General features: G+C 70.0%; 3 protein-coding genes. 1 reads left to right on the top strand and 2 read right to left on the bottom strand.

All coding sequences use genetic code 11. The features are described 5' to 3' along the window. Window positions 1–678: 678 nt before the first annotated feature. Both bioA and bioB read right to left on the bottom strand, forming a co-directional pair. The gene (gene bioA / locus FVW27_RS08270) at window positions 679–2,172 is read right to left on the bottom strand and encodes an adenosylmethionine--8-amino-7-oxononanoate transaminase (protein WP_424991861.1); all 1,494 of its coding nucleotides are present in this window, start codon (window positions 2,170–2,172) and stop codon (window positions 679–681) included. After that, a complete protein-coding gene (gene bioB / locus FVW27_RS08265; protein ID WP_167124245.1) occupies window positions 2,169–3,263 on the bottom strand; it encodes a biotin synthase BioB in 1,095 nt (364 codons plus the stop codon). Before bioB ends, bioA begins: the two co-directional genes overlap by 4 nt. A 138-nt stretch (window positions 3,264–3,401) precedes the next feature. Between bioB and FVW27_RS08260 the strand changes: the two genes are divergently transcribed. Then, window positions 3,402–4,358, top strand: a complete 957-nt coding sequence (locus FVW27_RS08260; RefSeq protein ID WP_167124249.1) for a biotin--[acetyl-CoA-carboxylase] ligase — start codon at window positions 3,402–3,404, stop codon at window positions 4,356–4,358. Window positions 4,359–4,536: the final 178 nt, after the last annotated feature.

The raw sequence follows: 4,536 nt of genomic DNA, 5'->3' as shown, positions 1-4,536 counted from the left end.
AGCGCCGCCCCCAGGGCCAGCCCCAGCTCGCATGAGCCCCCGGCGATGAGCACGGGGCCGCGCAGGGGGGAGGGCGATCCGGCGGCTACCACGCCAGCACCCCGGTGACCAGGGGGGGAGAGGCGGGGGGAGGCGTGGCATCTGGCCCGTATGCTGCCCCCGGCCCGTTCATCCCATGCCCCTCGCCAGCGTGCCCGTGAGGCAGTGCGTGCAGCGAGCAGCGCAGGCCTTCATCCGTGCATTCCATGCGGAAGGCATAGTCACCCGGCGACACGAAGCGCCGGAAGCGGAACCCGCGTGCCTTGCATGTCGGGCGGATCGGGCATATGGGCCGCATGACGGAGGATGCGCATGTCCCATCGGACATGCGGCCATCCGGACCGTCCCCGACGGAATGCGGAGGGACACCGGCGGACGAGGCCTGTGGCGTTGCCGACATTCCCGCAGGCAGTCCTGCACGCATGTCCGCCTGCCGCCCGGCCTCCGTCGCATACGGCGTCCCTCCGTCCTCCAAAGTGAGCTCGTGGGCCCAGCGTGACGCTTCGTCCGCAAAGGCCTGCACGATGCACGACCCGGGCACCACGGGGGCGCCGGGGAAATGATCCGCGAACAGCGGGTGGGCCGGGTCGAACCGGAACACTCCGCACCGCACGGTGCCGTGCGTACTGCCGGTGGCGGTCATGCCACCCCCGGCAGGGGCGGTACCCCTTCCCGTTCGCCCAATCCGCCCAATCCGCCTGTGGCCCCGCGTTCGGTCACCGCGCGGATGGCCTCACCCGTGGCGTCCACCAGCAGATCGATCTCGTCGTCGGTGATGGACAAGGGCGGCATGAGCACCATCACGTCGCCCAGCGGGCGGATGATCACCCCGCGCCGCCGTGCCTCCAGGGTTACCCGGTGGCCCATGCGTTGAGCAAGGTCGTAGCCTTCCTTCGTGTCGCGGTTCCGCACCATCTCGATGCCGGTCATCACGCCGCGCTGGCGGATATCCCCCACGTGGGGCAGGTCGCGCAGCGTATCCAGTCGCGCGGCCAGCCGGGCGATTTTCGGTTGCAGCCGCTCCATCACCCGGTCTTCCTCGAACACGTCCAGCGAGGCGATGGCCGCCGCGCAGGCCAGCGGGTTGCCGGTGTAGGTGTGACCGTGGAAGAAGGTGCGCAATTCCTCGTGGCGGGCCAGAAAGCCGTCGTGCACCCGTTCCGTTGTCAGGGTGGCGGCCAGCGGCAGGTAGCCGCCGGAAATGCCCTTGGCCAGGCACAGGAAGTCGGGCGTCACTCCTTCCTGCTCGCAGGCAAACAGGGTGCCCGTCTTGCCGAAGCCAACGGCCACCTCGTCCGCCACCAGGAGCACCCCGTGCTCGTCGCACAGTTCGCGCACCCGGCGCAGCCAGCCGGGCGGCTGCAACAGCATGCCCGCCGCGCCCTGCACCAGCGGCTCCACCACGGCGGCGCACAGTTCGTGTCCGTGCCGGGCGAACAGCGTTTCCATGTGGGTGATGCACTCCCTCTCGCACGCTCCGGCCTGCCGCCCGAAGGGGCAGCGGTAGCAGTACGGGCTTTCAGCCTTCACCGTGTCGAACAGCAGCGGCGCGTAGATGGAATGGAACAGGGCCATGCCGCCCAGGGCCACGGCCCCCACGGTGTCGCCATGGTAGGCGTTGCGCAGGCTGAGAAAGCGGGTGCGCCGCGCATCCCCGCCCAAATGCGCCGGGGCCTGGCGGTGGAACTGGAAGGCGATCTTCAGCGCCACCTCCACCGCCGTGGACCCGCTGTCGGAATAGAATACCCGCGTCAGCCCCTGCGGGGCGACGGCGGCAAGGCGTGCCGCCAGTTCTATGGATGGTTCGCTGCCCAGGCCCAGCAGGGTGGTGTGGGCCACCTTGTCCAGTTGGGCGTGGATGGCCGCGTCCAGCCGGGGGTGGCGATGCCCGTGCACGTTGGTCCACAGCGAGGACACCCCGTCCAGGTAGGATGCGCCGTCGGTGTCGATGATGCGGTTGCCCTCGGCGGCGGCGATGACCAGCGGCTCCGCCGCCAGCCAGTCGCGCATCTGGGTGAAGGGGTGCCACACGTGGGCCTTGTCCAGCGCGCGCAGGCGCACGGTGGCGTCCGTTGCGGCGGGGGCAGTGCTGGCCGCTCCGGGCATGCCGGTATCCGTCGTCCGTCCGCTCATGCCCGTGCCTCCTCGCCGGTGCGGGAAACGTCGCCCACGCCCAGCGTGGCCAGCATGTCCATGTCGTCGGCAAGCGCGCGGCCCGCCGTGGTCAGGTAGTTGCCCACCATCAGGCCGTTGGCCCCGGCGGCGAACACCCACGACTGCCACTGGCCCAGGGTCGTCTCTCGCCCGCCGCACACCAGGATGTCTCGCCCGGGGTGCAGCAGTCGAAACACGGCAATGGCCCGCAGGGCCTCCATGGGCGGCAGCGGGCTGCGGTGGCCAAGCCGTGTGCCCGGAACGGGATGCAGGAAGTTCAGCGGGATGGAGTCCGCGTCCAGTTCCCGCAGGGTCAGGGCCAGTTCCACGCGGTGTTCCCAGGTTTCGCCAAGGCCCAGGATGCCGCCGCAACAGGTGCGCAGCCCCGCCCGCGCGGCCTCGCGCACGGTGGCGATGTCGTCATCGTAAGGGTGCGTGGTACATACCTGCGGGAAAAAACTTCTGGCCGTTTCAAGATTGTGGTGGTAGCTGGAAATGCCTGCGTCCTTCAGGCGGCGCGCTCGTTCTCCCCGGTTTCCACTCTCGGCGGACCCGGTGACGAGCTGCCCCAGGGAGGCGCACAGGCCGATGTCCACACGGTCGCGCAACAGGCGCGCCGCCTGGCAGACCGCGTCGAACTCCCGTTCCGAAAGGGCGTTGCCGCTGGTCACGATGCCGAAGCGGCGCACACCCGCGCGGGCCAGTTCTTCCGCATGGCGCAGCAACGCGTCGGGGCCGAGCAGCGCATGCACCGGAGCGCCCGTGTCGTGGCGCAACGACTGGGCGCAGAAGGCGCAATCCTCGCCGCACCGGCCCGACTTTGCGTTGACGATGCCGCAGGTGGTCGCCAGCGGCCCCTTGCGGGCCGAACGCACTGCCTGCGCCACGGCCAGGATGTCCAGGGTGTCGGACGCGGGCAGCCGCGCCACGGCGAGCGCCTCTTCTCCGGTGATGCCGGACCAGGGGGCTTCCGCCGTGCGGGCGTGGCCTGGCGATGCGTACGGAGTTTCCGTTCCGGGGGGAATGGTGTCCGAAAGGCGCGCGCACAGACGTTCCAGCAGGGGGTTCATGTTTCGGTATCGCTCCTGTTGAATGGCAGTTCAGGGCGAGTAGCGGGCGTGTTCCTTTTTGTCAACCAAGCAATTGCCTGATGGTTTACAATCGCCGTGGACACAGACAGGACGCCCACGAAGGGACGTGTGTTCGCCATGTTGCGCGAAGCGGGCGGCAACTGGCGGTCGGGAGAGGAACTTTCACGGTTGCTTGGCGTAAGCCGGGCTGCCGTGGCCAAGCACGTGCGGACGCTGCGCGGTGAAGGGCACCAGATCGAGGCCATGACCCGCCGGGGCTACCGGATGTTGGCCGAGGCTGACGTGCTGACCGTTGACGGAGTCCGCCGGGGGCTGCACACCCGCTGTTTCGGGCAGGGCACCTTTGTCCTGCACGAAACCACCGACTCCACCAACCGCGAGGCCGCGCTGCTGGCTCTGGACGGGGCAGACGAGGGTACCGTGGTCGCCGCATCGGCGCAGACCGCCGGTCGCGGTCGCACCGGTCGTGTATGGGCGTCGCCCGCCGGGGTGGGGGTGTACGTTTCGCTGGTGCTGCGGCCCCGTCTTGCCCCGCAGGCCGCGCCGCTGGTCACCCTGATGACCGCCGTGGCCGTGGCCGAGGCGGTGGCCGAGGTCACCGGCCTTGCTCCGCGTGCCAAATGGCCCAACGATGTGCTGCTGCATGGCCGCAAGGTGTCGGGCAACCTGACCGAGGTGGCCCTGGTGGCCGACACGGTGTCCCACGTGGTCACCGGCGCGGGCATCAACGTGAACACCCGCGTCGAGGACCTGCCCGAAGGCCTGCGCGGCAAGGCCACCTCGCTGGCGGCGGAGTTGGGCCGCCCCGTGTCGCGGGGGGACGTGCTGCGCGCCTTTCTGGAGCGCGCCGAGCACTGGTACGCTGCCCTGCGAGAGGGCGACCCCGGCCCGGTCATCGCCCGCTGGAAGGAACTTGCCGCCATCGTTGGCACCCCCCTGCGGGTGGGCACGCCGCACGGCGTGGTGGAAGGGCTGGTGGCCGATGTCGATCCCGACGGACTGCTGCGCCTGGTGGATGCCGAGGGGCGCGAACATCGCCTGCATGCGGGCGACGTCATTGACAGCAGGCCGTAAGCACCTATTTCTTCGGAGCCGCGCCCTGCCGATGTGACCCATCGGTATCGGGCGCGCGGCGCGCCATTCCTTCGGCCCTGCCGGATTTTCCGGCACGGTCGCTGGTTTTCGCGCGCCCGGCCACGAAGGCGGCCAGCCGTGCATGCGTGCGGCGGCGCCACGTGCCCTGCGCCGGATC

It is taken from the genome of Nitratidesulfovibrio liaohensis, from assembly GCF_011682075.1.
Taxonomy (GTDB): Bacteria; Desulfobacterota; Desulfovibrionia; order Desulfovibrionales; family Desulfovibrionaceae; genus Cupidesulfovibrio; species Cupidesulfovibrio liaohensis.
Note: the sequence above shows the minus strand (reverse complement) of the source record. Positions and strands in the feature narration are given on the sequence as shown.

Excerpts from the sequence above, each read along its gene's own strand:
- FVW27_RS08260 (WP_167124249.1), top strand. The coding sequence starts at position 3,402 with ATGTTGCGCGAAGCGGGCGGCAACTGGCGGTCGGGAGAGGAACTTTCA.
- bioA (WP_424991861.1), bottom strand. The coding sequence starts at position 2,172 with ATGAGCGGACGGACGACGGATACCGGCATGCCCGGAGCGGCCAGCACT.
- bioB (WP_167124245.1), bottom strand. The coding sequence starts at position 3,263 with ATGAACCCCCTGCTGGAACGTCTGTGCGCGCGCCTTTCGGACACCATT.